This window comes from Clostridium hydrogeniformans DSM 21757 (assembly GCF_000686705.1).
In the GTDB taxonomy this organism is placed as follows: Bacteria; Bacillota; Clostridia; order Clostridiales; family Clostridiaceae; genus Clostridium_Z; species Clostridium_Z hydrogeniformans.
In genome coordinates, this window is the sequence record NZ_JMLJ01000012.1 from 25,522 (window position 1) to 50,604 (window position 25,083).

Here is a 25,083-nt window from a genome sequence, read left to right on the forward strand (position 1 = left end):
CCTACATTGGTATCACTATCCCCTTTGTAACATATGTTTAAAGACCACTTTACTTTAATTAGTCTATAATTATTATACATTAATATATTTTACTTTAATAAGCCTATAATTATTATACACTAATATATTTTCCTATTACTACCCTATCTAATCCCGCTAAGTCTTTTACAATTATAATATCTTCATATCCTGCTAAAGTCATGATATGTTTTACTTCTTCTCCCTGGTCATGACCTATTTCAAAAGCTAAATATCCTTCATCTAAAAGACACTCTTTACTCTCTGATACTATTCTTTTATAAAAATCTAATCCATCTATTCCCCCATCTAAGGCTAGATGAGGTTCAAAGTCCTTAACATCCTCCATGAGGGTATTTATAACATCTTTCTTTATATATGGTGGATTAGATATGATCATATTAAATTTTTCCTCATTTTCTATTAAAACTTTTAATAAGTCACTTTCTATAAATCTTGCCTTATTCTTAAGATTTAATCTTTCTATATTAATATTAGTAACCTCACAAGGAATATTATCTATATCAACACAAGTTATATTAACATCTTGTCTTAGCGCTCCTATGGATAACCCTATAGCCCCACTTCCCGTACATAAATCACATATATTTTTAAAATTGTTATTATCTATTATTTTAAGGGCTTCCTCTACTAATATCTCAGTATCTCCTCTTGGAATTAAAACCCCTTCTTTTATATAAAAGTCTAATCCCATAAACTCACAGTGATTTAATATATACTTTATTGGCATTTTTCCTTTTCTCTTTTTCACTAAAGCTTTAAATTCTTCTTCATTTTCTAAAGATACTAATTCACTTCTATTGGTTATTAAGTAGAGTTTATCTTTTTCTATAACTTTAGAAAGTAATAGTTGAGAGTCTAAAACATAGGTATCTATATCCACACTTTTAAGTTCTTCGTTAGAATAATTAAGAAGTTCTCCTATGGTATTTTCCTTTGGTTTTATTCCTTCTGCTGCTTTTAACGAAGCAATAGCAACCTCTATTTGACTGTCATCTGGTTCTTTTGTTGTTAGTTCTTGAAGCTTTAAACCTGGGTAGGCTACTAAGGCAGTTAATCTATTGTTATTTTTACCAAGCCACTTTATAATTTCATAGGTAATTCCTGATACTAATGGTAAAAGTAATAACCTATATCCAAACCTATATAAAAAACTCTTCCAACTTACAAAGGAAAATAATAATATACTTATTACCATAACTAGAAAAATAAAATTTGTTCCACATCTTGGGTGAAGTCTCGGAAACTTCTTAACATTATCTACAGTAAGATCCACACCATTCTCATAACAAAATATGGTTTTATGCTCTGCCCCATGATATTGAAACACTCTTTTTATCTCATCCATTTTCCCCACAATGTATATGTATATAAGGAAAATTCCTACCCTCAGTCCCCCCTCTAATATATTTAATGAAAAATTATTAAAGCCTAAATATTTAAATCCCTGAGCAATAAATGTTGGAGCTGCAAAAAATAATAGTATGGAGATTCCAAAGGATATAAAAAGAGTTATTCCTATTAATATATCATCACTCTTATCCTTAAATATCTTCTTAAAAAACTTTTCAAAGGCATCTGGCTCCCCATCCTCCTCAAAAAACGAAGCTGAGTAATTTAATGTTTGTATTCCTATAATCATAGAGTCAATTAAGGATATAAATCCCCTTATAATGGGAAGGGAAAAAAACTTATTTTTCTTACTTAATGGAGTTTTATCCTCCATGGAAATTTCTATCTTCCCATTAGGAGTCCTAACTGCGGTAGCAACTCCCTTTTCTCCCCTCATCATTACACCTTCTATTACAGCTTGACCTCCTACATTACACTTTTTTTTCATTGCCCCACCTTCCCTCTAACTTATTTTTCATCTAAATCATCATTTTTATATTTAAAATAGCAGTTCGGACAAAGAGACTGATATTCTACATTATCAAGTTTATCAATAGCCACCTGCTCTCCTTCAAAAACATACCTTCCATCAATCTTTCTTCCATTTAATAAAGCTTTCTTGCCACAAGTACATATAGTTTTCATCTCCTCTATACTATGAGCTAATAAAAGAAGTCTTGAACTTCCTTCAAACCCATTCATTTGGAAGTCTGTTCTAAGCCCATAACATATTACAGAGATATCTAAAAGCGCTGCAACCTTAAATAGTTCATCTATATGATGTTTTTTTAAAAATTGAACCTCATCTACTAGTATGCAATTTATCTGTTCTTTTACTCTTGTATACTTCTCTACTTCTACAAATATATCATCATCTTTATCTATTAATAGATCTACCTCCTGGGAAACTCCAAGTCTTGATACAACCCTTGATCCGCCTTTTTTATCCGTCTTAGGTTTTATTATTATAGCTTTTAGCCCTCTTTCTTGATAATTATATGCAACTTGCATTAAATGAGTTGATTTTCCAGAATTCATAGCTCCATATCTAAAATAAAGTTTCGCCATTAAACTATCTCCTTTTCTACTTTTTATTACCTATTCGATTATATCACATAAATTATAGGTAATAAAAAACTAAAATTTAGAAATAATACATTTCCTATAATATAAAATTTCGTTTAATGCTGTATTGACTTGTTTAATATGTGCATGATATAATCTAGAGGTTGATAACGGATGCGTAAAGCGAAAGAGGTGAAAAATATGAGAGAAGGCATACATCCTGTATACCACAGTGATTCAGTGGTTAAGTGTGCATGTGGAAATACTTTCACAACAGGTTCTGTTAAAAAAGAACTTAAAGTAGAAATATGCTCTAAATGCCACCCATTCTTCACTGGAAAGCAAAAGATTGTTGATATCGGCGGAAGAGTTGATAGATTCAACAAGAAGTATAACTTAAAGAATGAAGAATAAGAAAGTTTGGAAAAGATGAATTCATCTTTTCCTTTTTCTTTATTTAATATTAATCTAATTTTTATACTAAATCATTTATTTTATTTTTAAAATTGGATTTTATAAATTCAATTTTTATTTTTATGTTAAAATTCAATTATCACAAAATTTGAATTAACACTATATAACTTAATCTTTTATAGTGTTTAAATTTATATAAATAGTTGATTAGTTATTTATATAATTAATTGTTTAATACAATAGTCTTCTAATTTAATATAAAATAAAAAATCCAGAAAAACTGGATTTTTTATTTTATCTCTTCTTTTCAACATCTAGCATATCACTCTTTTTTATAGTTTGTATAAACTCTTCATTATTTGCTGTCTTTGAAAGTAAATTAATAAGACTTTCCGTAACATTCTCTAGATTTCCATCTCTATACATAACTCTTCTTAACCCAAATGCTACTTCTTTCTCTTCCTCTCCAAGTATTAAATCTTCTTTTCTTGTTCCAGATTTATATATATCTATAGCAGGGAATATTCTTCTCTCTTGAAGCTTTCTATCTAGGTGAACCTCCATGTTTCCAGTTCCCTTAAACTCTTCAAATATCATATCATCCATTCTACTACCTGTCTCAACTAAAGCTGTAGCAAGTATAGTAAGACTTCCACCCTCTTCTAAGTTTCTTGCTGCTCCAAAAAACTTCTTAGGCATTACTAAAGCTCCTGGATCAAGTCCTCCTGATAAAGTTCTACCTGTTGGAGTTATAGTAAGGTTCCAAGCCCTTGTAAGTCTTGTTAAACTATCTAAAAGTATAACTACATCATTTCCATATTCAACAAGTCTTTTAGCTCTTTCTAATACAAGTTGAGCTATTTTCGTATGATTCTGAGGTTCTTCATCAAAAGTTGAGTATATAACCTCTCCATTTATTGAACGTTGCATGTCCGTTACTTCTTCTGGTCTTTCGTCTATTAAAAGAACCATTAGTTTAATATTGGGATAATTTTTAGATATATTTTGAGCTACCCTTTTTAGTAAAGTAGTTTTTCCAGCCTTAGGAGGAGCTACAATTATACCTCTTTGTCCTTTACCTATAGGACATATAATATCCATAAGTCTTGAAGAAAGGTCCCTTGAATAATCAGTTTCAAGTCTTAATCTTTTATCAGGATATATAGGAGTCATTCTTTCAAAATTACGCCTTCTACCTATATTGTCAACACCATATCCATTTATAACTTCCACAAAGACTAAAGCTCTATATCTTTCCCCACCATCTTTAGGTGATCTTGCTTTTCCAGTTATCATATCTCCTGTTTTTAAATTAAATCTTTTTATTTGAGAAGGAGATACATAAACATCCTCACTTCCGCTTACATAATTCTTACATCTTAAAAATCCAAAATTACTACCTGGATTATCATTTACTATATCTAAAATCCCTGTTACTCTTTCCGATCCATTTATAACAGTTCTTAAGTTTTGTGCCTTTTCCTCATCACTAACTTCCCTATACTCTTCTTGTCTATTATTTGTTTCTTGATTTAACTTTCCCCTAGATGTCTGTTCCTCTGAAACCTTAGGAGATATTTTCTCTCTTAAAACTCTTCCATCTTTTTCAATAGAAAGAGAATTAGCAACTGGCTTAGATATTTCTTTAAGTTCCTCTATTAATTCTTGTTTTTTTAACTTAGATATATTTTTAACACCTAATTCCTTAGCTATCTGCTTTAGATCATTAACTGTCATTGATTCATAATTCTTGTTAGTCAAAACTGCACCTCCAAATTTTAAAGACATCAGGAAACAAATAAGAAAAGATTTATTGTGGATTCCCAACAAGTATGTTGTCTTGATATGTTAATCCTTGAACTGTATTATTAGTAGTTATAACTTTTAGACTATATGATTATAAGATCATTGTATATACACTTATAAAGTTTGCATACATAAACTAATTATTATCAAGTATGCTATTATTTATTCAACTATATAATTACATATTAATTATATACCTATAAACTTATTGGTCAAGAAAAATCTTGTAAAAAATCTTTATTAGTGATTTATTATAAATAAATCATCATGGGCTACTTTCTCTCTTATATTCTGTAAAAGATAAATCACCCTAGGGTATTAAAACCTAATCCCTAGGGTGATTTCTTATGTTATAAATAAAATTAAAAGTTCACCACTTAGTTTTTCTTTTCTAAAGAAGCTTTTATAAAACCTTCAAACAATGGATGCGGCCTATTAGGTCTTGACTTTAACTCTGGATGAAACTGAGCTGCTACAAACCAAGGATGTTCTTTAATCTCAACTATTTCAACCAGTCGTCCATCAGGGGATGTTCCCGTTATAGAAAGCCCTTGATCTTCTAAAACCTTTCTATACTCATTATTAACTTCATATCTATGTCTATGTCTTTCGTATATTACCTCATTATTATATAATTTATAGGCATTACTATTCTTTGATAACTTACAAGGATAAACTCCTAGCCTCATAGTTCCTCCCATATCCTCTATTTCTTTCTGATCAGGCATTAAATCAATAACTGGATATTTAGTATCTGGGTTTATCTCAGCACTATGGGCCCCTTCATACTGTAATACATTTCTAGAGTATTCTATAACTGCACATTGCATTCCAAGACAAATTCCAAGGAAAGGTATTTTCTTTTCTCTAGCATACCTTATAGTCTCTATTTTCCCTTCTATCCCTCTATCTCCAAACCCTCCTGGAACAAGAATACCATCCAAATTTCTTAATAAGGAATCTGAATTTCTAGAATTTATCTCTTCAGCATTTATCCATTCTATCTCCACATTAGTATTATTAGCATATCCTCCATGATTTAAAGCCTCTACAACTGATATATATGCATCATGAAGCTCTACATACTTTCCTACCAATGCTATTTTCACAGTATCACTTATTGTTTTTATCCTATTTACCATTGTCTCCCATTCTGAATTATCTATGTCCCTGTAACCTAAATTCAACTTTTCACAAACTAAATTATCTAATTCCTCTTTATGAAGCATTAGAGGAACCTCATATAAATTTTCTGCATCTAAATTTTGTATAACGTGCTTTCCATCTATATTACAAAATAAGCCTATCTTATTTTTAATCTCTTGTGATAAGGGCTTTTCAGACCTACAAACTATTATATCTGGCTGAATCCCTATACTTCTAAGCTCTTTAACTGAATGCTGAGTAGGCTTTGTTTTAAGCTCTCCAGCCTTCCCTAAAAAAGGAACTAATGTTACATGAATAAAACAAACATTTTCTTTCCCTACTTCATATTGAACTTGTCTTATAGACTCTAAAAAAGGAAGAGATTCTATATCACCAACAGTTCCACCTATTTCTGTTATAACCACATCTACTTCTCTTTCTTTTGAAACTCTATAAACTCTTTCCTTTATTTCGTTTGTTATATGAGGTATAACTTGAACTGTGCCTCCTAAGTACTCCCCCTTTCTCTCCTTAGAAATTACACTCCAATAAATTTTACCTGTAGTTACGTTGCTGTTTCTACTTAAATTCTCATCTATAAACCTTTCATAATGTCCTAAATCCAAATCAGTTTCCGCACCATCATCTGTTACAAAAACTTCACCATGTTGATATGGGCTCATAGTACCTGGATCCACATTAAGGTATGGATCAAATTTTTGTATAGACACCTTTAACCCTCTATTTTTAAGTAACCTTCCAAGGGATGCTGCAGTTATTCCTTTTCCTAAAGAAGATACTACTCCTCCAGTAACAAAAACGTATTTAGTTTGCATAATAATCCTCCTAAAACATTTTTTTATTTTTCTATTGACATTATAGTTTTATTCTATTAAAATAAGAATTACCCTATTAAGATGAGATAACTATTTTCAAAAACACAAATAATATAATATCATAATATTTTTTGTAGTTCCAATTCTATATTTCGTCATTTTTCTTCATATTATATCATTTCCCTTAATCTAGTCTCTAATTCAAAATATTTCTTTCTCAAATCTCTGTTTACTAAAAATTTCTCCTCTGCCTTTTTAAAATCATAAGTAAATCCTCTTTTACTTCTTTCTGGGAAAAACTCATTTAATGTTTTTTTATCATCACAATCATATTTTTTTAATAATAAAAATAATAAATACCTACATTCCTTATCTTTTAAAATTTTAAATATTTCTTCCTCATCTATATCATTGTATTTACATAAAAAATTTATTATAGTCAAATATTTATCTCTCATAAATTCTCACCTCTTTTCTAAATTCTTGACTACTATTATTTTTTTATACTATTAGATACTCTATTGCTTTAGTTACCTCTGAATATAATTACAATTACTAGCTTAAATTTAAATCATAAAAGCCTCTATAAAAGACTAATAACTCTGGTAAAATAAATCAGATACTACAAAAACTAATTTGCCCCTTAAGATTAAGTTATACTTAAATCCTTCATTTTTATTTCCTATCTTCTACCTTAATTAATAGCACTAACTTATTAACATATAAAAACAGTGCATCTTCCAGTAAAACTGTTATATATGCACTGCTTATAAATAGATTATGTAGTTATGTATTTTTATTTAATAATAGAAATTTAAGCTTTTATCTCTATATCTAATACAGTTGTGTATGGAGATTGTCCTGTTACACTAAGCTCATATTCAACAAAAATTTTACCACCATTTTCATCTATTACTATATCTAATTTTTTCGTTTTTGTTTTAAGTTCTAGCCCGCCATAAGGAGTGTTATATAAGGATATATTCTCTTTACCCTTTTCAAATTTCATCTCACAAGCTGTACTTCCTTCTCTTATAAGCTCCAAATAATCTTCAAATATGTTTAATATAGTAATTGTTCCTTCCATTCCTGAAAGCTCAGTTTCATTATATTCTGCCTTAAATCCATTAGAGAGTACAGTAAATTCTCCTGGTGTAACTACTTCTATAGCCTCATCACTTATGTCCTGAGAACTCTTAATAGAAACAACTGCTTTTTTAATCACTTAAATCACCCCTAACAATTAATTATATATTTTCTCATTTCCTCTTCTTCTGCTGGACTAACTTTTATTATATTCTTCATAGGCTTCCCAAATTTCCCATACTTTATTTCTAAGGTTTCTTCATTCTTTCCCTTTGAATATCTTCCAGAAAGCTTTGCTGCAAACTCTATGTCCTCTTCATTTGCTTCACCAACTATAACTACCATAGCTCCAGAAAAATCTTTTGGGAAAAATATTATATCCCTATTAGTTATAAACTCCTTTATACCTTTGCTTTCTTCTTCAGTTCTAGTAGCTATTATTTTACATCCTTCTCCAAGTCTAAAATGTCTTCCATACCTGAGCAGTCCTATTTCTTTTGATTCAATCTCATCCTTATTATTAACTAAATCTTTAAGTCTTACGGAATAGTTAGGCTCTGTAAGCATACACCCACCTGCTGGTGACGGATAATCAACTATCCCAAACTTTTCTGCCAGTTCCATTTGGATTTTTCTACTTCTTCCACTTATATCTAATAGTTTTTCTCTATCTACTAATCCTTCAATTTCCATATCTGTTGGTTCTAAATTCTTAGCACAAAGAGGTCTTAAAATTTTATCCTTAAATCCTGACTCCTTCTTTACTATATCCAAAGATCTTTTATTTTGAGACATAGGTCTTTGATTTAAAACCTCACCAGTTATAATAAAATCCCCATTAAACTTTTCTAAGAGTTCCCCAGCATATTTCATCATCATGGCATGGCAATCTATACAAGGATTCATATTCTTTCCATAACCATGCTTAGGTTTTTTCACCATCTGAAAATGTTCTTCTGAAAAATCTACAACTTCTAATGGTATATCTATTTGTTTGCACATTCTTATTGCATTATCTGGTGTGAAAAAATAAGATTTAAAACAAATCCCAATTACTTCTACACCTTGATCTTTCATAAGTTTTGCTGCCAATATACTGTCTAGTCCCCCAGACACCATAGCTAATGCTCTTGCCATAAAGTCACTTCATCCCCTTCCTACTCATAATAAATAGTTTATTAATTTTATTAATATTAATCAATGGCATTTTAATACAGTTTTAAGATAAAATTAATTATTATTAACCCTTTACCTATGATATAATATAGTGACTATTAGTAAGGGTTTATTTTTATAATATATACTGTAAAATCAATATTTTGCAGTTTTATATCCATTAAAGTTTAAATATTCAATAGTGTTTAGGTTTATATAAACATTCAAACTTTAAAAAAACAAAGTGAACTATATTGTACATAGATTTTTTAATACAAATGAATTGTAGAAAACTAAGTCTTGTTAATATTATATAGTTTTTTTATATTTTAATATAGTTAAATTAAATGTGTTTAAAGGTGTGAAACTCATGAAAGTATTAATGTTATCAGTATCTGCTGGTGGTGGCCATATGAATGCTGCTAAAGCTATAAAATCATATATTTTACATAAAAATGAAAATTCAGAAGTAGAAATAATAGATACTCTAAAATATATAAATCCAATTTTAGATAAATTGATAATAGGGAGCTACTTAAAATCTCTTAAAATCTCTCCTTCTATTTTTGGAATGATATATAGCCATTCAGAAACTGATCCCGGAATAGCTAATGTATCTAATAAAATAAATGAGCTTTTTTCTACTAAAATTTATAATTTAATAAAGGACTTTAATCCTGATGTATTAATCTCCACCCATCCCTTTTCTACAGAAATACTTTCTATACTTAAGGGCAAGGACTTAATAAATCAGCCTTGTATAACTATAATGACGGACTATACTCCTCACAGCTTTTGGATTCATCCAAATGTTGATGCCTATATAGTTTCTAATGATGATATGATATATGAAATGGAAGATAGAGGTGTTTTAAAGGAAAAAATATTTCCTTTCGGTATTCCAGTGTCCCCTAATTTTACTACTCCTTATGATAGTAAAAACACTCTAATTTCCTTAGACCTTGACCCATCAAAAACTACCCTACTACTTATGGGTGGAAGCCTTGGAATGGGTAACATAGTAAATGTATATAAAGAACTTACATCTATACCCTTAGATTTTCAAATAATAATACTTGCAGGAAATAATGATAAATTACTAGTTTCTTTAAATTCGGAAGTAGAGCACTCATTAAAAGAAACTAGAATAATAGGTTTTACAAAAGAAGTAAATAAATATATGCAAGCTTGTGACTTACTTTTAACAAAACCAGGTGGATTGACCATAACAGAAGCCTTAATTTCTGAACTTCCTATGGCTTTATTCTCACCTATTCCTGGTCAAGAGGAGAAAAATGCTGAGTTTTTATTAACTCATGGTGCAGCTATAGATTTAGGTGATGGAACCAATTGTAGGGATAAAATATCTGAGGTCCTTAAAAATCCTAAGGTCTTACTTAACATGAAAGAAAAAGCTAGAACCCTAAGCAAGCCTAATTCCTGCCAGGATATGATGAACTTAATAGAAGGTTTAATAAAAAAATAAGAATCAGCAAAATGCTAATTCTTATTTTTTATTTATTAAATCTTCTATTACCTCTAAAAGTTTAAACTTAACTTTAATTTTTTTATCCTTAGATACAGTATCCATTTCCTCATTATTTAACACTTTACTTAATTCTTTTTTTGTTTCATCAGATGCTACCTCTCCCTTGGTTACATCAACAAAGCATAATGGAGGAAACATTACACACCACCAATTTTGTCCTTCTGCATTTCCTATCAATATTCTGTAGGCTTCGTACTCTCCTTGAGGAAGAGCTATATCTCCATAAACCTTTACCGGGAAATTTTCTTTGGATAATCCAGCACTCACATTATAGTCATATCCATTTTTCTTTATTACTTCCATTGCTATTTCAATTAGCCTTTCATTATTTTCTCTTAATATTTCCCTTGATTCTTCTATAGATTTACTTTCTTTAAGTTTAGGCTGTATAAAACTTATAATTTCATCCTTAACCCTTAACTTTAACTCTTGATCTTCTTTAGAATCACTATTAGCCAAAACATGAAATCTTATTAATTTATTACTTATATCTTCAACCTGATTTTCAGATGTATTCCTTTTATAAACTTGTCCTATAATACTACTTAATATAACCATAGAAACTATTAATAATATTCCACTTAAAAACTTTTTCATAACCTATCGCCCCTCTCACTTAGTATTATTTACATATTTTGTATTTCTATACATATAGGATGAACTTTTTTATTTTGTATAAAACAAGAGGATGTGATAAGAATCTTTTATTCTTATCACATCCTCTTAAAATCATATATCCTAAATTTATCTGATGGCTATAAGCTTTAACATCCCTATCCTCTAAAAAGTGGGGATAACAGTTGCGACAACCCTAGATGAGCTTATCTAACCTTCAGGTGGGGAAAGAACCCCATCTGAAGGAAGATTCGTTCTATTATGTAATAGCACCTATCCTTCTTATATTGGTTTTAACTTTTACATTTATTTCTGCTTCCTTAAAAATATCTTCCCATTCTTCTTTTACTTTCTTCCATATAGAAGGTTTAAATTTTTCAATATAGTCACCTATTCCTAGAGTATCTACTGACATTTCCTTTTGAATTACTTCTGAAACTTTTTCACATTGAGATGATATACTCTCATTAAATCCTTCTGTTATCTCCTTTAATTTATCTTCATCTAGCTTTTCTCCCCCTAGGTATGCACCTTCCAGCCGTCCCTCAATCTCAAGGTTTATATCTACCTTTAATTTTTCATCATATTCAACTTTTAACTTTCTAAGAACTCCATCTATTTCATAGTCTATAGGATGGCCCTCATAGTAAATGACTTTATTACCACCCTTAGCTTTCCCTTTTAATATTTGAAGATCTACAGTTTCAATCTCATTTATACTTCCCTTAAGTTCATAGTCCTTTATTACAGCAGTTCCTCCTATAGTAATTTCCTTAGTATCTTTATCCACCTTCATTATAGGAAGAACACCATTTCCATCTGATGCTAAGTTAATTAATAGATCATTTAATGTTAATGGATTTATAGCTGAATTCCTCTTTGCATTTTCTAGTATCCCATTTATATGAGACTGTATTTGCCTTCCTTTTGGAATTTTCGCCTTTGAAAATTCCTTAGGTGGACCTTCACTCATTATTACATACATTCTTCTATTTAACTTTGGTTGTCTTTTTAAATAATCTAACACCTCTTTAAATGTTTCCTTATATTGAAGTAAATCCCTACTGAATATAAGCAGTCTTGTATGTTCTAAATATATATCTTCACTTCCCTTTATAGTTGCATCCGCCATAGCTCCATCCATAGAATAGGTATCCATCTCTAGTAACCCTTCCCCTTCTATGGTTCCTTTTTCGGCTGAAAACTGACTTAAATCAGGATAAGCATATAAGACTTTAATCTTCCTTACTCCTCTTTCCGCTGGTATCTCTTCCGTACTCATTTCTTTAAGCTCCCTATCCTTATCCACATCTTCTGCCACATCTACCGCTATAGTAGACACAAATACCTTTCTGTCTATTTCAACTTTATCCCAACATCCTGTAAGCAATAAACTACACAGGAGAATCAAAATTATTAATTTTTTATTATTAATTTTTGACCCCTCCCTTTTTTCTTAGCTTATATTTAGTTACTATTAGTAATGTTATAGGAAGAATCACTATCATAAATATGACAGTTGGCCTTAATATTTTTTCTGACATCATAGCTATATCTGTAAAATTTTCTGGGTATAAACATATGCCGTAAATAATAGGGATTAGTATAGTTGTGGCAACCACTTCTTTCTGAAGATTAAAACTCTCCTTTAATAAAGTTGAGGAGAAAAACATTAAATTGGATATGGTACTAAAATTAAATAATATCCAAAGGGTCATTATTACTCCTTCCCATCTTTCGACAAAGGTTCCTGGTATATCTATTGTATTTACCATAGTTATAGTAGGCCACAGTAAATTCTTCACCTCATGTTTTGTAAATAAAGCTAAGCTAAAAATAACTATTACAGTATAAAATATTGAAGTAAAAATCATAGATCCTACAGATGATTTAAGAACTTTATTTCTATCTGATACTATAGGAGCAAACAAAAATATTATTTCAAATCCACCAAAAGCCACCAGTGTTGAAAATAAACTGGAGAAATAATTACTAATCTTCACCTGGCCAATTGGCAATACATTTGTAAAATCTCCCTCTTTCATAATAATTAAAAGTATAAACACCATTGGTATAAACATAATCCAAAATGCTATCTCATTAAATTTAACAATGTTAACTCTACCAAAGCTTATAAAATAAGAAGCTGTAAGTATTGTTACTATTAATATAAGCTCTGTAGGTGTTTTTTCTAGAAGATATTTTTTTATTACCTCAACAAAACTCCTACCTTGAGTTCCTATTGCCATTACTAATTCTAAATTAAATATTAATATAACTATATACCCAACTACCTTACCTAAGTTATTAAATATTATATTAGTTATACTCTCATAATTGTTTAGAATCAATACCTTATACATTATATACATTAGAATACAGGAAAAAAATCCTGCCACTAAAGTTATAATCCACCCATTAGTTTCTACCTTCTCAGCAAGTTCACGAGGATATGAGAAAAGCCCCACGCCTATTATAGTAACAACTATTGAAGCAAATAGCCCAAATGGCTTTATTGTTTCTTTCAAAATATTCACCTCATTTCACCTTATTTTTGTCTTATCTTATCTCCAGTATTCATAAACTTAGGTCTTCTTTTAAAAAACTTTAATGGAAATCTTAAGAATGTATCCTTAAAATCTTCCTTATCCATATCTGCTACAGGAGATAGATATGATACCCCAAAACTTCTAAGCTTTATAAGATGAATAACCAGTATTATCATTACAATTGCTATTCCATAAAGTCCAATTATAGCGGAAGCTATTATTGTAATAAACCTAATTATTCTAAAAGCAAAGGTGACTTCATAGTTTGGTGTTACAAAACTTGTTATAGCTGTTAATGAAACTATTATTACCATTATAGGACTTACTATCCCTGCACTTACCGCCGCCTGCCCTATAATAAGACCTCCAACTATACCAATAGTGGCCCCAATAGCTCTTGGAAGCCGTACGATTGACTCCATAAGTAATGCAAAGCTGACCTCCATTATTATGGCCTCTATAAAGGCCGGAAAAGGAACTCCATTTCTAGATGCTGCTATGGAGTATGCAAGTTTTGTAGGTATTATGGAGGTATGGAATGATGTTATTGCTACATAAAGAGCAGGCGTTACAAGGGATAGAATTACAGCTAAAAATCTTATAATCCTTACTCCACTTGCGTAAATCCATCTCTGATAATAATCATCTGGAGATTGAAATAATAGAGGTAGTGTAGTTGGTACAATTAAAGCAAAGGGAGAATTATCCACTAATATAGCAACCCTACCTTCATAGAGAGCAGCTGCCACCACATCTGGCCTTTCTGTTACTTGAACTTGGGGAAATATACTAAAGTTATCATCCTCTATAAGTTGTTCTATATATCCACTATCTAAAACCGCATCTATTTGTATCTTATCTAATCTTTTATTTACATCATCTAATACATTTTGATTTACTATATCTTCAATATATAATACTGCACAATCTGTTTTAGATCTTTCTCCAATAACCTTAGATGCTATCTTAAATCTAGTATCCCTTATCCTTCTTCTTATAAGAGCTGTATTAAATCTTATTATTTCCGTTAGGCCATCCCTTGGCCCTTTAACAACAACCTCTCCTGCCGGTTCTCCTACCCCTCTATTAGCCCAAGCTCTTAAAGATAATACACACCCCTTAGTTTCTTTATCAAAAAGAAGTAGTGGATCTCCAGATAAAAATGCATTTATTCCATCCTTTAGACTCTCTATTTTTCTAATATCACTTAGTGCTATAACTCTCTCAAGTAAAACATCTACTGATAAAACCTGGGTACTATGATGCATAAGATTTTCTATAACAAAGTCATTGATTAAATCTTTATCTGATAAGCCATCAATATATATTAATGCAACTTTTTTATATCCTATTGAAAATTCCCTATACACTACATCTGAATCATTTTTCAAGAGATCTTTTATATATTTAAGATTTTCTTCTAAAGACTCATCTATGGTTTCTTTTAAGTTTTCTTTCAAAACTTCACTCTCCCTTCTAAACAAACCTTGCTGCTATAAATAAAAGTAAAGATATTACAAACACTGTTCCAGAGACTTTTTTTGATAACTTATAAGCCTTATAATCTTTTTCTTCCCTATATTTTTTACTTTTATGAAAATATACAAAGTAACAATATATTATCATCATTGCTAAGAAATAATAATCAAACACCTCTAAAATTCTCACTGCATTTCACCCCTTATAGATACTTCCCTTTTATTTTTTCTTTATCTAGAATTTATATACATAATAAGCACTTATATAAAAAAATAACCTTAATGAAAATATTCATTAAGGTTATTTTTTTATATTTTATATTGTTCTTGTTATAAATACTTCTTTATAATTTAATTTCATAGCATCATAGCACCTTTGTGCTTTTACCATATCATCAAATATTCCAAAAACCGTTGGACCACTTCCACTCATTAGAGATCCCATAGCTCCATTCTTAACCATATCAAATTTTATGGTTCTTATGATTTTATGCCTATTAAGAGTAACATTTTCCAATACATTTCTCATATTATTAGCTATAAAGTTAACATCTCTACGCTCTAACGCTCTTATAAGCCCATAAGTATTTGGATGTTTATATATCTTATTTATCTCCAAGTCTCCATATACTTCTTTTGTGGATACTCCAAAAGAAGGTTTAACTATAACCATTATACAATTTTTAAAAGGATTTAAAGCTGTTATCTTTTCCCCTATGCCTTCACATAAAGCTGTTCCCCCTTCTATACAATATGGAACATCCGCACCTATTCTTAATGCAATTTTTCTTAACTCGCTAATAGGTGCATTTATATTAAAGAGTTTATTCATTAGTCTAAGTACTGCTGCGGCATTAGTACTTCCCCCTGCCATTCCAGCAGATACGGGTATATTTTTATATATTTTTATATTAACCCCACTATTTATATTATACTTATCCATAAAAAGCTTAGCTGCTTTATATGCAAGGTTCCTCTCATCTGTAGGTACATAGCATATATTACATTTCATATTTATTCCTTTTTCACATTTATCTATCTCTATAACATCATATAAATCAATGGTTTGCATTATCATCTCTAATAGATGATATCCATCCTCTCTTTTTCCAACTACATCAAGAGAAATATTCACCTTAGCATAAGCTTTTGTTTTCATCTCATATCCCACCTTATTCTTCTTATCAAAGTATAGTGTATTACATTTTTCTTTATTCCTCAATATATATACCTTATAAAGATTTATAAGGTACTTAAAATTCTAACCTTCCATATTAAATCATTATAAGAAATATTCATTATAAAATCATAAATCATTTTTATTTATAAGTCACCTGCAGTAAAAGTCCCCATACATCTTAATTTTATCCTCTTTCATTTTACTATATAAGCATCTATTCTAATATTTTTCATAATAACATTTTGATTTTATCTCCTTTAATATCGCTAAGCTTTTATTATAGTTAATAAAAAAGCCTTATAACTAATATACTTTAGTTATAAGGCTTACTATACTTTTAATAATTTATTCTTCTCTAAACTGTGCTTTATTTGCTTTACATATTGGACAAAGCCAACTTTGAGGTAAATCCTTAAAATTTGTATTAGGTTGCACTCCACTCTTAGGCTCACCTACAGCTGGATCATATACATAGCCACATATATTACATATATATTTCATGAAAACCCTCCTAACTTATTATTCATTTATAGCTTTTATTTTACTTCTATAGTTTTTAACTATATTTAGCAATGGTTCATATTCTTCGAAAAACACTACTATTATATCCTTTTCCTTCATATTTTCCATAGCAATTTTAAGAGCTTCATCCTCTTTTAAAATAGTCTCAAATCTTTTACTTCCTGAAAGAATTATCCCATCTTCTAGAAGTTTCGCTATCTCTCCCTCTTTTCTCTCTCTCTTATCCTTATCTTCCTTTATATAAATATAGTCAAGGTAGTCTCCACACAACTTTCCAACTTCTTTTACCTGATAGTCTAATCTATCTCCTGGAACTCCAATTACCCCTATTATATTATTATGAGGTATTTTTTTTAATGAAGTTAGTACTGCCTTATATCCATCTAAATTATGTCCATAATCTAAAACTACAGTCCCTCCATTAACCTGAAACATATTAAATCTTCCTGGATTTTTCTCTTCATCACATTGAAAACTTTTTAATCCTTTTGATATAGTACAATAATCCACCTTAAGTCCTACTAATGCACTACAAGCAGCTAATGCATTCTCAACATTATGAATTAATGCACCATTAAGAGTCATTGGAATTTCATTTAAATCTCCTATATAGAAAATTCTCTTCTTTTTCTCTACATATATAGAATTATTTTTAACATAGACCCCATAATTTCCATTCCTTATGTTTTCTAAAAGATATGGATTATCTTCATGTCTAGAGAATATAATTACTTCTCCCTTAGCTTTTTCTATTAAAGATACACTAATTGGGTCATCACCATTTATAACACTGTATCCATCATCCTTAACAGCCTCAATTACCAAAGACTTCACATGGGCTATGTCCTCTATAGTATCAATTCCATCTATACCTAGATGATCATCAGATACATTAGTTAATACCCCAACATCTGCAAGATTATAGCATAACCCATTTCTGATTAATCCTCCCCTTGCAGTTTCTAATACAGCAACTTCAACTTCTTTATTCATTAACACTGTTCTTCCACTTTCAAATCCAGTGTCATCCCCTTTATCTATACATAATTCATTGATGTATATTCCTGAGGTAGTGGTCATACCTACTTTATATCCCATGGTTTGTAAGGTATGGGATATAAGTCTTGTAGTTGTAGTTTTACCATTAGTACCTGTAATAGAAACTACAGGTATATTCTCCTCACCTTTTTTAAACATCATATCTACTATTTTTCCTGCTACATCCCTACATTCACCTTCATATGGATAATGATGCATTCTTATGCCAGGTGCTGCATTTACCTCCATAACAACTCCATTTTGATCATTTAATGGAATAGATAGATCCCTTCCACTTATATCTATGCCACATACATTTAAATCTATGGTTTTTGCTATTCTTTCAAAAAGAATTATATTTTCCCTGCAAACCTTATCTGTAACATCTATAGCTACTCCTCCAGTGGAGATATTAGCATTATCTCTTAAAAATACCCTTTCCTTATATTTAGGTATTGATTCTAAATCATATCCATATCCACTTATAACCTTAATAAGGATTCCATCTATCTTTACCTTAGTTAAAGGTTTCTCATGATCTTCTCCTCTTCTCGGGTCTTTATTTAGATTATTAATTAACTCTTTAATTGTGCTGACTCCATCCCCTATTACATATGGTGGAAGTCTTAGAGCTGCTGCTATCATCTCTCCATTTATCATACATATTCTAAAATCATTGCCTTTATGGAACTTTTCTATAATTATATCTTTAAATTCATCCTTTATATCTTTAAAAGCATTTATAAGTTCTTCTTGATTTTTTATATCTAGCTTTACCCCTCTTCCATGGTTCCCATACCTTGGCTTAAGTACAACAGGATATCCTATAGCTTCTGCCTGTATTAAAGCTTCTAAGGAAGATTTAATTATCCCCCCCTTGGCTACTGGTATACATTGTCCTTCTAATATTTTTTTAGTAATATATTTATCGCATGCTATGTCAACTGCGGTAGATTTTGTGTCATTTACTATGGTTGCCTCTATTATCTTTCCGTATTTCCCATATCCTATTTGATATATGCCACTTCCATAAAGATCTATATATGGTATGCCTTTATTCTTAGATGCCTTTAATATAGCCTCAGTACTAGGGCCTACTATTTCCTTATATAAAACTTTTTCTATGCCTTTTAATTTATCTTCTAAATCAAAACTCCTATTTTCTTTTATTGAATTTATAAAATCTATTGCGATTTTAGCTAATGCTAATGCTGTTTGTTTATATTTATACTCAAAAATAATGTAATATAAGTCCCCTTCTATTTCTCTAGCTTTTCCAAAGGATACGTTTATCCCCATTTTTTCATGAAGAGCCAATATCATATGTTCGCAAACATGAGAAAGATATGTTCCTTCCTCTAATCTTTTTATAAATCCACCTTCTTCATATATACCACATCTATGACTTTTTAAATGTGGCAAATACTTTACAATGGTCTCATTAAAATTATTAATATCTTTAGTTGGTATATCTCTATATCCCTGCAGATCTACATCTAATCTTATACATTTTCTATGAGAATATATATTTCTACCATCAAAAACTCTGTAGCTAACTATTTTCATTGCTATATCCTTCCTCTTCTAAGGGTCTTCTAGTTAAAAGATTGAATCCATTGCCTTCTTTTAAGACATGCATTTTCACATCAAAAATGGAGAGTAGCTCTTCCTGATATTGCTCTGATACGTTAGAGTAAGAGATATTATATCCATCTATTACATAAACAGCTCCTGAACCTAATACATTAAATACACCTTTGTTGTCCACAATTATAGCTGTATCCTCATCTATCCCTATCCCTAAAGTCCCAGGGTTTTCTGCTACTCCCACTAATAATCTTCCTATTCTTCCTCTTTGGGCAAAATGCTGATCTATTATAACTCCATCTATAAGCCCAAGTCCTGGAGCCATTTTAAGAGTACATTTTTTAGGTGATTCCTCATCTTTCCCCTTAACAATCATAGTAGAACTCATAACAGATGCCCCTGCTGATGTTCCTACATATATGCATCCTCTTATATATGAATTTTTTAATTCTTCATGAAGAGGTGTACCTCCTAATATACTTGTAATTCTAAGTTGATCTCCTCCAGTAAAAAAAACTAAAGCTGCTTTCTTTAACATATTTATATTTTCTTCACTGTGAGACTCCTCCCTATCTTTAACATTTAGTATACTTATATTTTCAACTCCTAACTCATGAAAAACTTTAGTGTAATTTTCTCCTGCTTCCTTTGGATTTTCTGTAGCTATAGTTGCTATTACTAGTAAATCCTTTTCTTTATTTATGCTTTGACACACTTCCTTTAGTATTTCTTTACTTCCTTGTTTATCCTCAGCTCCCCCAATTATAATTAGCTTTCCTTCTACTATCTCTTTCATAAGCACCACCTCTTATAACTGTATTCTATATTTTGCCCATAAAAATAATGATTTATTCATATTCTTACTGGACATGCCAATTTCAAATTTTGTACCATAAATACCTTTCCCAATTTTAGGGCTTATATACCTAGTCCTATAATTTTTATACTAAAATTTCACTTTCTATAAATCATATATTACTAATAACAAATACTCTTTAAGTCACTGTTTATCTATTATTCTTAAGGTTTTAAATCCCTTACATAAATTAAACTCTATCTTTTAAAATATAATTTTAATTCTCTATTATTTAAGAAAGCTTATGTAGACATCTATAATAAATAAGGATATTATAAAAAAAGAGCTATAAAAAACTTTTATAAAAGTCTTTTATAGCCCTATTATAGATACTATAGTAATTTTAATAGATTATAGTTACTGTTAATACTAAAATAATGCTCTTCCTGGAATTAAGATCTTATCTCCTGTCCTTATGCTTTCAATATCTTCTATAGAATTTAAAGACATTAATTGATCTACTGTTGTAAAATACTGCTTTGCTATACTCCAAAGGGTATCTCCCGGTTGAACTATATATATTGTTATGGATGCCTTTTTATCTGGAATATTTCCATCCTTTTTACTCATAGAAGTTAAAATATCTTTTGATGTGGTGTACATAACGTGACCACAAACTTGAACTACTGCTTTAACTGCTATTGTATTAGCTTCAATAGATGCCTCTAAGCTTTCTAGATTAGCCCTAACCATGGATTTCATATCTATTTTTGTACCCTTTATATCTACTGGTGATGAAAAGCTCATTTCGTCATATACTCTTCCATAACTTTTTTCATCTTTGTTTGTCTTATAAAGGACATTTACCCTAACTATTCCCTCTACTAATATTTTATCTTCTACTAGCTTTTTATCGGTTATAACCACATCACCTTTAGCCATTATAACTGCTTCTGGGGTTTGTGAGTCCCTTGAAAGCTCTATATTTTCCTTTACTATAGTTTCTAAGCAGTTAGAGCCTTGAAGAACATTTAGACTACATTTTTCTTTTTCTATATCTATCATAGATTTTGCACAATATGCATCCTCTATAATCTCATACTTATCCTTTGACATAACACTAACTTCTGATTTTAAATTTGCTTCAACACCTATTAATCTGTTCTCTCCTAGATCATCTTGTCTAATTTCTACATCCACATCTTGTATATCAATGTTATTCAAAGTACTCATGGATGAATCTACCCCATCCATTTCTATTTCCTTATTTACATATACATCATCCTGAAGTAAGAATACTTCCATAGAATCACTTGCTCTATAAAGTACATTTACCCTAACGAAGGCTGCAACATTTATTTTATCTTGTGCCAAAGTAACTTCTTTCTTGTGTACAACAGTATCACACTTTAATAACTTACCAAGTTGAGGTTTATCCATAGAAATTTGAATATTACTCTTAGCTTTAAGATCAGCTATAGTTCGTCCAACTAACCTATCTATAGTCTCTGGCTTCCTAAGCATTTGGATTTCATCATCATCTACTACTTCCTTAACTATAGGTATTGTATAATTACTTAAAACTTGACCTTTTAGTGTTATAATCCCCTCTACCCCTACTTTTCTCTCATTTATTATGGAGCAATTAATATGTTCAGCATAGCACTCTACATCACAAGCCATTCTGTGTTCTGATCCCATTACATCTACATAGCTTGTAAATTTATCACTATAATTTACGCTATGAACACCCATGCTCTCATCTTCTTTTGCTAAATATAAAATATTATAATTTAGTTGTCCTTCTAAATAAACTTTATCTTGCATAACTTCTTTATTTGTTACAACTGGTCTAACATCTACCATCAATATCTCTGCAACATCAGGATGTGTATCAGGAATTAAAAAATCCCCCTTTACCACGGTTTCATTTACACCTTCTGCTAAAAGGCTCTCATATTCTATATTCTCTTTTTGAAGTTCTAACTCTGCCATTTATATCCCTCCCATAAAATTCCTATTTAATATTTATGCTTGAGTTTTTTAAATATTACTGAGTTTTGTACATTTTTATAAGAATATATTTTCCTATTTCTAGATTATTTTAAATATATTGTTGACAATCGTCGTATTTTGACGTATTATAATACATGGTTATGAACCATATAACCTCTCATAAATTCTCAATACCCTTTTATACCATAGTTGGAAGATGGAAACCCACCATCTTTCTTTTTTTATAAAGTAAAACTTAAATTAGAGACCTTATAATTATTATATTAATCCTTAAAAGGATATATCTTAAAATTCTAAAGTCTCTTTAATAAAATATTATTAAAAAAAATAGTGGTTAAGAACTAAATCTTAACCACTTGTTTTATTTACCAAACACTATCTGAACTGTTTTTGTTAAAACATCTGAATAACTATATGTCACTGTCCTCTGGGTGTCATTATCCAATCTTATCATAAAAATAGATGGATATGTTTTTTCTAATACTCCACTATTAACTAAAATTTTTCTTCTTCCTCCATTGGCCTTCAAGGTTACTCTTTCACCTACATGGCTTTCTATATCTCTCTTTATGGAAGTAAGAGTTCTACTTTTTTCCATTTTTAACACCCTCTTTCCACTTTATATTATATATGAAAATATCATATTTGTCAAATAAACTTTATATTTTACCACGTTACAAATATATATGTCAACGTTAATTTTCTGTTAACAACATATTTATTTCCCTATACTTTGATAGTATTATCAAAATATATATAATTTATGCTGTTTTTTTCTTTTATAAATTACCCTATTATGAGTAACCTAATAATTTGTATAGATTTTCATACAAATTACTATGATAAATTTAAGATATACTTATAAAATACATCATGGTATTCATATGTTTTTCTAATTGCCTTTCCCTTAATACTTTAATAAATAAACTTTAAAATTATAAAACAAAAAGAAACTTAATAAATTAAGTTCCTTCTCATTTTATTCATTAATTATATAAATCTATAATTAAAATTGAAATTTTCTTATGTTAGAATCCATAGTCTTAACCTCTGTTGTTAAGAGTTCTGCTGCAGAATACACCTCTTCTGATGATGCATACATCTCTTCTGAAGCTGCAGATACCTCTTCTGATAAAGATGTTACCTCTTGAGAAACAGATGCCACCCCTTCAACTTTTTCAACTATTATATCCTTTTTATTATTTAGAACCTTCGTTGACTCGTTAACATCTTTTACTTTATCTACGAACTCTTCAAGCATATTTGATATATCCTCAAAAGATTTAACTGTATCATTTACCTTATCTATTTCACCATTTACTTCACTATTCATATTCTTAGTTGTATTCAGTAAAGTATTTTTCACACTTACAGTTTCTTCAACCAAAGCATATATATTTTCTGATGACACCTTACATTGCTCTGCTAGCTTTCTTATCTCATCTGCAACAACTGCAAATCCATTACCTCTTTCCCCTGCTCTTGCAGCTTCTATGGATGCATTTAAGGCTAATAGGTTAGTTTTATTAGCTATATTATTTATAATATCAGTTATATCGTTTATCTTATTTATATTAGAATCTAATTCTTCTATATTATCTCTAACATTTCCAAAGGATATGTTCACCTTATTTATAGATTCTATAAGTCCCATCATATTAGAATTACTTATTTCAGCTCTATGGTCAATCTGCTTTGTACTATCTTCTATATATTTAATTCCATCTGTAATCTCATCTAGTCTTTTACTGAATTCCTCTAAAAGTTCAGATATAATCATTAAATCTTCACTCTGGGTACTAGAACCTTTGGCTACCTCTTGTATGGCTTTAGTTATATTTTCAGACACATTATTCATCTCTTTTGATATTTTTGATAAGCTAATGGCTTGTCCATCAATATTTTCCGAACCTTCTTGTATGTTTTTAAATATAGCTGCTACATCTTTAATCATCTCAGCCAAACTTTTTTCCATTATTCCAAATTCATTGTTACTATTATTATTTAAGTCTAAAGTGAAATCACCTTTAGCTAAAGTTTTTAAATTAGATACCATATTCTGTGATGAGGTCTTTATAAATTTCTCTAGAACATAGGCTATAAATGCAAATATAACTACACTTAATAATGTTATCACAAAGAATATCTTTATGGTGTTATTATAAGATTTGTCACTCTCTAAATATATATCTTTTCCTTTTTTTACAGAATGTTCTTTTAATTCAAATAGGTTTTCTTCTAAACTTATTCCTGTTTCATTAATACTCTTTCTTAAGTCATCATAACTTTTGTTACCTTTTTCCAATTGAATTTTTATTTCATCCCATGTACTTATGTACTTATCTAAATCCTTTTTAACATTTTCTATACTTTCTTTTTCTTCACTATTTAGCTTTATTTTATTGTACTCTTTTAAATAGTTTTCTATTTTGTCCCTATGTTTTTTTATAGTCACTTCATAGTCACTACTATATTCTGCTAAAGCTTTATTTGCCTCTATTCTTATATTAGCAAATTCTCCTCTAATTCCTGAAACTAAGCTAAGAGGAACTACGCTCTCTTCATTAATACTTTCTACATTATTTTGAACATTATTTATTCCCTTATAGCCAACATAAGCTATTAATAATCCAAAGATTAAAGCAAATATACTAATTAATATTATACTTGTACTTACCTTTATATTTCTAAGTTTTTTTATCATAAGCTCTCTCCTTATATAATTTTTTAAATATTTTTAACCAAATATTCTATACCATTTTGGTATAATTTTAGGTTTTATTTGTTCTCCTTAACTATTTAACCAGTAAAAAT

21 protein-coding genes are annotated in these 25,083 nt (G+C 29.7%); 2 read left to right on the top strand and 19 right to left on the bottom strand.

Translation table 11 applies throughout. The features are described from left to right. Nucleotides 1-112 precede the first annotated feature (112 nt). Together prmC and BR69_RS0107440 are read right to left on the bottom strand one after the other, a co-directional pair. On the bottom strand, nt 113-1,879 hold the full coding sequence (gene prmC, locus BR69_RS0107435) for a peptide chain release factor N(5)-glutamine methyltransferase (protein WP_034849534.1): 1,767 nt from the start codon (nt 1,877-1,879) through the stop codon (nt 113-115). Between the two features lie 20 nt (nt 1,880-1,899). Continuing rightward, nucleotides 1,900-2,499, bottom strand: coding sequence for a thymidine kinase (locus tag BR69_RS0107440; RefSeq protein ID WP_027632624.1), 600 nt, complete (start codon nt 2,497-2,499; stop codon nt 1,900-1,902). 198 nt (nt 2,500-2,697) lie between these two features. On the opposite strand from BR69_RS0107440, the gene rpmE reads away from it, so the two are divergent. Further along, on the top strand, nt 2,698-2,910 hold the full coding sequence (gene rpmE / locus BR69_RS0107445; RefSeq protein WP_027632625.1) for a 50S ribosomal protein L31: 213 nt from the start codon (nt 2,698-2,700) through the stop codon (nt 2,908-2,910). A gap of 294 nt (nt 2,911-3,204) precedes the next feature. Here rpmE and rho read toward each other — a convergent pair whose 3' ends face one another. The 5 genes from rho to BR69_RS0107470 all read right to left on the bottom strand — a co-directional run bounded on the left by rho (nt 3,205) and on the right by BR69_RS0107470 (nt 8,921). Further along, nucleotides 3,205-4,671 carry a transcription termination factor Rho gene (gene rho, locus BR69_RS0107450; protein ID WP_027632626.1) on the bottom strand — a complete coding sequence of 489 codons (1,467 nt, stop codon included), beginning with the start codon at nt 4,669-4,671 and terminating at the stop codon, nt 3,205-3,207. Nucleotides 4,672-5,093: 422 nt separating this feature from the next. Beyond that, nucleotides 5,094-6,698, bottom strand: coding sequence for a CTP synthase (locus BR69_RS0107455; protein ID WP_027632627.1), 1,605 nt, complete (start codon nt 6,696-6,698; stop codon nt 5,094-5,096). A gap of 170 nt (nt 6,699-6,868) precedes the next feature. After that, entirely contained in the window at nt 6,869-7,156 is a 288-nt protein-coding gene (locus BR69_RS0107460; protein ID WP_027632628.1) for a hypothetical protein, read from the bottom strand. 356 nt (nt 7,157-7,512) lie between these two features. Beyond that, a complete protein-coding gene (locus BR69_RS0107465; protein WP_027632629.1) occupies nt 7,513-7,923 on the bottom strand; it encodes a YwiB family protein in 411 nt (136 codons plus the stop codon). An 11-nt stretch (nt 7,924-7,934) separates the two neighbouring features. Beyond that, the gene (locus BR69_RS0107470) at nt 7,935-8,921 is read right to left on the bottom strand and encodes a DUF814 domain-containing protein (protein ID WP_027632630.1); all 987 of its coding nucleotides are present in this window, start codon (nt 8,919-8,921) and stop codon (nt 7,935-7,937) included. A gap of 388 nt (nt 8,922-9,309) precedes the next feature. Here BR69_RS0107470 and BR69_RS0107475 point away from each other — a divergent pair, with 388 nt between their 5' ends. Continuing rightward, nucleotides 9,310-10,425, top strand: a complete 1,116-nt coding sequence (locus BR69_RS0107475) for an MGDG synthase family glycosyltransferase (protein ID WP_027632631.1) — start codon at nt 9,310-9,312, stop codon at nt 10,423-10,425. A gap of 21 nt (nt 10,426-10,446) precedes the next feature. Here the strand turns inward: BR69_RS0107475 and spoIIR are convergent, their stop codons facing one another. From spoIIR to BR69_RS0107535, 12 genes are all read right to left on the bottom strand, one after another. Next, nucleotides 10,447-11,085 carry a stage II sporulation protein R gene (gene spoIIR, locus BR69_RS0107480; protein ID WP_027632632.1) on the bottom strand — a complete coding sequence of 213 codons (639 nt, stop codon included), beginning with the start codon at nt 11,083-11,085 and terminating at the stop codon, nt 10,447-10,449. A gap of 277 nt (nt 11,086-11,362) precedes the next feature. Next, entirely contained in the window at nt 11,363-12,538 is a 1,176-nt protein-coding gene (locus BR69_RS0107485) for a Ger(x)C family spore germination protein (protein WP_084315333.1), read from the bottom strand. Continuing rightward, nucleotides 12,534-13,631, bottom strand: coding sequence for a GerAB/ArcD/ProY family transporter (locus tag BR69_RS0107490; RefSeq protein WP_051623533.1), 1,098 nt, complete (start codon nt 13,629-13,631; stop codon nt 12,534-12,536). The genes BR69_RS0107485 and BR69_RS0107490 overlap by 5 nt, the downstream gene beginning before the upstream one ends. Before the next feature lie 20 nt (nt 13,632-13,651). Then, nucleotides 13,652-15,112 carry a spore germination protein gene (locus tag BR69_RS0107495; RefSeq protein ID WP_027632635.1) on the bottom strand — a complete coding sequence of 487 codons (1,461 nt, stop codon included), beginning with the start codon at nt 15,110-15,112 and terminating at the stop codon, nt 13,652-13,654. 16 nt (nt 15,113-15,128) lie between these two features. Further along, nucleotides 15,129-15,320 (bottom strand): CLC_0170 family protein, encoded by a 192-nt coding sequence (locus tag BR69_RS0107500; protein WP_027632636.1) that lies wholly within the window; start codon nt 15,318-15,320, stop codon nt 15,129-15,131. 126 nt (nt 15,321-15,446) lie between these two features. Continuing rightward, a complete protein-coding gene (gene ispE / locus BR69_RS0107505) occupies nt 15,447-16,289 on the bottom strand; it encodes a 4-(cytidine 5'-diphospho)-2-C-methyl-D-erythritol kinase (RefSeq protein ID WP_027632637.1) in 843 nt (280 codons plus the stop codon). Between the two features lie 366 nt (nt 16,290-16,655). Then, nucleotides 16,656-16,811: a rubredoxin gene (locus BR69_RS21460; protein ID WP_084315337.1), complete on the bottom strand. Its 156-nt coding sequence runs from the start codon at nt 16,809-16,811 to the stop codon at nt 16,656-16,658. Between the two features lie 18 nt (nt 16,812-16,829). Next, nucleotides 16,830-19,436, bottom strand: coding sequence for a cyanophycin synthetase (gene cphA / locus BR69_RS0107515; RefSeq protein ID WP_027632638.1), 2,607 nt, complete (start codon nt 19,434-19,436; stop codon nt 16,830-16,832). Further along, nucleotides 19,423-20,253 carry a cyanophycinase gene (locus BR69_RS0107520; protein ID WP_027632639.1) on the bottom strand — a complete coding sequence of 277 codons (831 nt, stop codon included), beginning with the start codon at nt 20,251-20,253 and terminating at the stop codon, nt 19,423-19,425. The genes cphA and BR69_RS0107520 overlap by 14 nt, the downstream gene beginning before the upstream one ends. 429 nt (nt 20,254-20,682) lie before the next feature. Continuing rightward, entirely contained in the window at nt 20,683-22,248 is a 1,566-nt protein-coding gene (locus BR69_RS0107525) for a DUF3794 and LysM peptidoglycan-binding domain-containing protein (RefSeq protein ID WP_027632640.1), read from the bottom strand. 382 nt (nt 22,249-22,630) lie between these two features. Then, nucleotides 22,631-22,867, bottom strand: a complete 237-nt coding sequence (locus tag BR69_RS0107530; RefSeq protein WP_027632641.1) for a Veg family protein — start codon at nt 22,865-22,867, stop codon at nt 22,631-22,633. Between the two features lie 408 nt (nt 22,868-23,275). Next, the gene (locus tag BR69_RS0107535) at nt 23,276-24,973 is read right to left on the bottom strand and encodes a methyl-accepting chemotaxis protein (RefSeq protein ID WP_027632642.1); all 1,698 of its coding nucleotides are present in this window, start codon (nt 24,971-24,973) and stop codon (nt 23,276-23,278) included. Between the last annotated feature and the right edge of the window lie 110 nt (nt 24,974-25,083).